The sequence below is a fragment of the Chthoniobacter sp. genome (assembly GCF_040003245.1).
GTDB lineage: Bacteria > Verrucomicrobiota > Verrucomicrobiia > Chthoniobacterales > Chthoniobacteraceae > Chthoniobacter.
Window position 1 is genome coordinate 1 of record NZ_JBDUCX010000385.1, and the last position, 3697, is coordinate 3697.

Consider the following 3697-nt stretch of genomic DNA (forward strand, 5'->3'; position numbering starts at 1 on the left):
CGAACGATGAAATGGCGAACGCCGTGGGACTCGCACCGACTTGTGTACACTGGGTGACTGAATGACTGTGTGACCTGTGTAGCTGAGTGACTGTGTTACTGTGTACAATGGGCGCTGATGCCCTGAGCAGCCCGACTCGGAAGTCTTTCGGCCAGTTGATCTTTCCAAACTCGATTTCCGCCGGCTTCTCCTCAACAACGATCGTGTATTCACAGCCCGAGGGGTGTTTGCCGCTGATAATAGTCTGGTTGCCGTCGGCTCTCCATTCACCGGCCGCTTCTCCATCGTTCCAAGTGATCTTACAGGAAGCCGGGTAATCACCGATGATCCGTACCCAAACATTGCAACCGCTCTCGCCCACGCTCCGCAGACTTTCACAAAGGTGCGGATTGATGCGCAGAAATTCATCCATTGCCGCGTCATCATCGAGGTCGATGGAACAAAGTCCGTTGGACGTCGTGCCCAGGACAATGCCGATGTTATGGGTTTCGAGCTTCCCCAGGTGCGACGGTTTCGACATCGCGGCGAGCGTGAGCCTTCCCCATCGCTGTTTCGGTTTCTTAGTGCCCGGCTGGCACGCCACCATGACCGCATCATTGCCGAGCAATTGCCGTAGACATTTGACGCGCGGATAGTAATCATAGTTTATCGCCTTGTCGGGGGGCAGGGCAAAAGGTAAGGTCTTCACGTTTCTATTCACAAAAGCCGTTCCCAAACTTGCCGGAGAGGGAGCGGCTTTTGCCTTTAGTTGATGGCCTTAACCTCGAATTTGTTGAGCGCCGCGCGAACCTTTTCGAGGTCGTAGCGCACGCATCGGTGACTGATGCGCAGCACTGGGATTTTCTTTTTGCGGGTCAAACTGATAACGCCCGGCACCTTCAGGCCGAGTTCCTCCGCGAGTTGTTTTTGAGTCAATAGTGGCATAGGCCAGCGTGCCATGCCGTGCGACCCCACTACGTCAATGACATTTTTCAGATTATGCAGGCCTACGTCAGTTGATACCTTAACAAAGGGGTTTGCAAAGTGTGCGTAAGCCGTGCCCCACCGCCACCCACCGTATCAAAAGGCCCGAAAAAGCGCGACCCTATCCGAAGCCTTGCCGACACGAAGGCGAAGGTGCAATCTGTCCTTGATGGAATCGCCAACGGCACAGACCCGCAGTGGAAGCACGGAGAACTCCCTCCGGGAATCCTCGCGGCAGCGCGAGGTGATGTGGGCGGATCGCCGAAAGCAACGCCCGAAGGAGGACGAGGCTCTGTGCGCGGCGATCAAGGAGGCGAAGCGCCGGGGGGTTCCGCTCCACGAGATTATCCCAGTGAATTAGCGGCAGACCGAGCCATCGCAAACGTCGGGCTGGCACTGCACATCGCCAACGAATATGGATGGACGCGCTGCGTACGCAGTCACCGGGCAGCAAGGTGTATTTCACCGCAGGTGGTCCGGGCGCTGGCAAAAGCACATCCACGGGAGAAGATGCCGGCAACCTCGTTTTCGACTCCACGTTCTCCAGCTACGAGAAGGCGCATGCCGCGGTGAAGGCAGCCGTGGATGATGGTCACGACGTGCTCATTCGTTATGTTTACCGACCTCTCGGAGAGGCGGTGCAAAACATCGTCGGAAGATCCATTCAGGATGGGAGAATTTCAGAGGTCGGCGGATCAGCGGAACGCCACTCGCAGGCATTGGAGAATGTGCGCCGAATCGCGGCCGAGTTTCCCGACAAGGTTGCCGTGGCGACGATCGACAACACCAGCAATGGCGGGCGGCCGATGTCGCCGGAGGAGTTCGCGACGCTTCGGGTGACGCCCGTTGACGAAGCGCGCCGGACAGCCTATGCTGCCTTGCGTGAAGAATTCGCCAACAACGCAGGGCAACCAGGCTACACCGAAGAACTATTCCGACATCTCAGCGGAGGAGATGGACAAGATGAGTCTCGACGAAGCGGCGAAGGTGTTTCAGATGCAGGGTTCGGAAGCGCTGAAAAGGGCGGCGGAGAAGACGCGAACGACCAAGGCAACTCATTAGGAGCATCGTCCACGGTCGTCCCTGACGGCGTGCTCGCCCACGCGATGCGCGAGGCGGGAAAGGAACTGCCGAAAGATCAGCGCGAAATCCTCGAAGCCGTGCGCGGCGGTGCGGACAAGCAGCAGATTGCCGACCGGATGAGTATCACCGTTCCCGAGGTGGATAAGAAGCTGGCCGATGCCAACGCCGCCATGGAGAAAGCCAAGGGCGCCGCCGTGGCCGAGTTGACCGAGCACATTATTCGCCTTCGCGCTCAACGAGGCTGATGTTCGGATTCCGGATGTCGCCGTGGTCCTCCCTCCGCCCCAAGGCTCGGCATACCTTGAGGTGCAGGCAATCCAATCGCTTTCGCGTGATATAGCGGGTTAGCGTCAGGTGCCGAATCGTCCGGACGCTGAGGTTCTCTTCATTGTAACTCAAAAGGCCGTCGATACTGCGACGGAGCCGGCGGCTGGCTTCTGATTGCCGCAGGAGCTTCCGGCCTGTCTCATCCACTATGCGCGCCCATTCGTCCCGATTGCCGCCGCCCGCGGGGTGATCGGGCAGCAAGCTCAGCGTTGGCAGGCTCTCGCCCACTATCAGAGCAGACGGTTCTCGAACTCTAGGGGCAGCCTGCCCAGCCAGCACGTTTTCACTTTTTCCCGTCATCATTTCCTCGCGCCCGGATAGGCGCTGCCCGCCCGGCGTAGGAGGGGTTCCCCCCGTCAGCCGGTAATACGCCGCATGGTGATGCCACATCTTCGCGATGACCCGCCCCCTTTCCGACTGTATCCTCGCCAGGCTCGCCGTCGGCAGCCGCCGCTTGTTGCACTCCAGCATCACGTTCATGCTGCGAAGGGTGCGCAGTTCCTTCGTCTGTTCCGTTAACTGCCGGTAGGCTTCCGGGTTCGCCTTCTCCAGCCATGCTAGATACGGGTGCCCCTTGAACGAAGCCGGTGTCGGCAGCACCTTCAGGAATGACGGGAGCTCTGTCATGGTAGAGAGAAGACGGTTCTCGAATCCCGGCGTCAACCACCCCCCGCAGATTTTCTGAACTATTTTCCGTTTTCGCATCCCTCGATCGTGCCACGCTTCGTACCGGCCTTTCTTCGCAAATGAGCGTTACCATCACCGACACCCAAATCGAACAGGAAGGCTACAGCTACCGCTCCGATTTCCACTACCTCAGCGCGCCCCATTGGCCAGCCGGGATAAGCGAAATCGCCATCTTTCACCGAACCGAAAGACCTGCACCCGCAAGACACGCGCCGCTGGTGAACTGTATCGGCGCACGCTACCAACGGCCGGGAGAAGAATTCTCGCCGTGGCGGTTTGCGGAGCTCGACGCTATGGACTATGCGGGGTTTCGGCATGTCGCGGAAACCTGCCCGGTCATCCTCATTCCCGGCGACGGGAGACTGGTCTGTGACGGCGGCGACAATGAGCTTTTTCTGCGCGCGGGCCTTTGCACCCTCCGTCTGCAATGGTCGTCGTTTCCGCCGCAAGGCTGGCACGCCATCCAATGCGTAATCAAGGAACTGGAACGGCTGCGCGACAAACTGCTCCCCGAAGCCCTGCCCTCGCGCTGAAAGGTGGCGGCAATGCCGTTGCCCGGCCCTCATTTGGCCGGCGGGCGCGTTAGCCCGGATATTTCATCCTTTCTGCAAAAAGTTAGCGAAGTCCCCGCGGTAAA

At 59.2% G+C, this 3697-nt stretch carries 5 protein-coding genes; 2 read left to right on the plus strand and 3 right to left on the minus strand.

The genetic code is table 11. The features are described 5' to 3' along the window. The coding region (locus ABJF10_RS29940) for a bifunctional DNA primase/polymerase (RefSeq protein ID WP_348548265.1) at positions 1-688 on the minus strand (688 nt) is incomplete at its 3' end. Between the two features lie 56 nt (positions 689-744). Beyond that, positions 745-939, minus strand: a complete 195-nt coding sequence (locus tag ABJF10_RS29945; RefSeq protein ID WP_348548266.1) for a hypothetical protein — start codon at positions 937-939, stop codon at positions 745-747. A gap of 443 nt (positions 940-1382) precedes the next feature. Here ABJF10_RS29945 and ABJF10_RS29950 point away from each other — a divergent pair, with 443 nt between their 5' ends. After that, entirely contained in the window at positions 1383-2291 is a 909-nt protein-coding gene (locus tag ABJF10_RS29950; protein WP_348548267.1) for a zeta toxin family protein, read from the plus strand. Here ABJF10_RS29950 and ABJF10_RS29955 read toward each other — a convergent pair. Continuing rightward, on the minus strand, positions 2263-3000 hold the full coding sequence (locus tag ABJF10_RS29955; RefSeq protein ID WP_348548268.1) for a hypothetical protein: 738 nt from the start codon (positions 2998-3000) through the stop codon (positions 2263-2265). The genes ABJF10_RS29950 and ABJF10_RS29955 overlap by 29 nt on opposite strands. Before the next feature lie 119 nt (positions 3001-3119). On the opposite strand from ABJF10_RS29955, the gene ABJF10_RS29960 reads away from it, so the two are divergent. Next, a complete protein-coding gene (locus tag ABJF10_RS29960) occupies positions 3120-3593 on the plus strand; it encodes a hypothetical protein (RefSeq protein ID WP_348548269.1) in 474 nt (157 codons plus the stop codon). The last annotated feature ends 104 nt before the right edge of the window (positions 3594-3697 follow it).

What these genes read in the sequence shown, in the direction of transcription:
- ABJF10_RS29945 (WP_348548266.1), bottom strand. Translation starts at nt 939, where the DNA reads ATGGCACGCTGGCCTATGCCACTATTGACTCAAAAACAACTCGCGGAG.
- ABJF10_RS29950 (WP_348548267.1), top strand. Translation starts at nt 1,383, where the DNA reads ATGGACGCGCTGCGTACGCAGTCACCGGGCAGCAAGGTGTATTTCACC.
- ABJF10_RS29955 (WP_348548268.1), bottom strand. Translation starts at nt 3,000, where the DNA reads ATGACAGAGCTCCCGTCATTCCTGAAGGTGCTGCCGACACCGGCTTCG.
- ABJF10_RS29960 (WP_348548269.1), top strand. Translation starts at nt 3,120, where the DNA reads ATGAGCGTTACCATCACCGACACCCAAATCGAACAGGAAGGCTACAGC.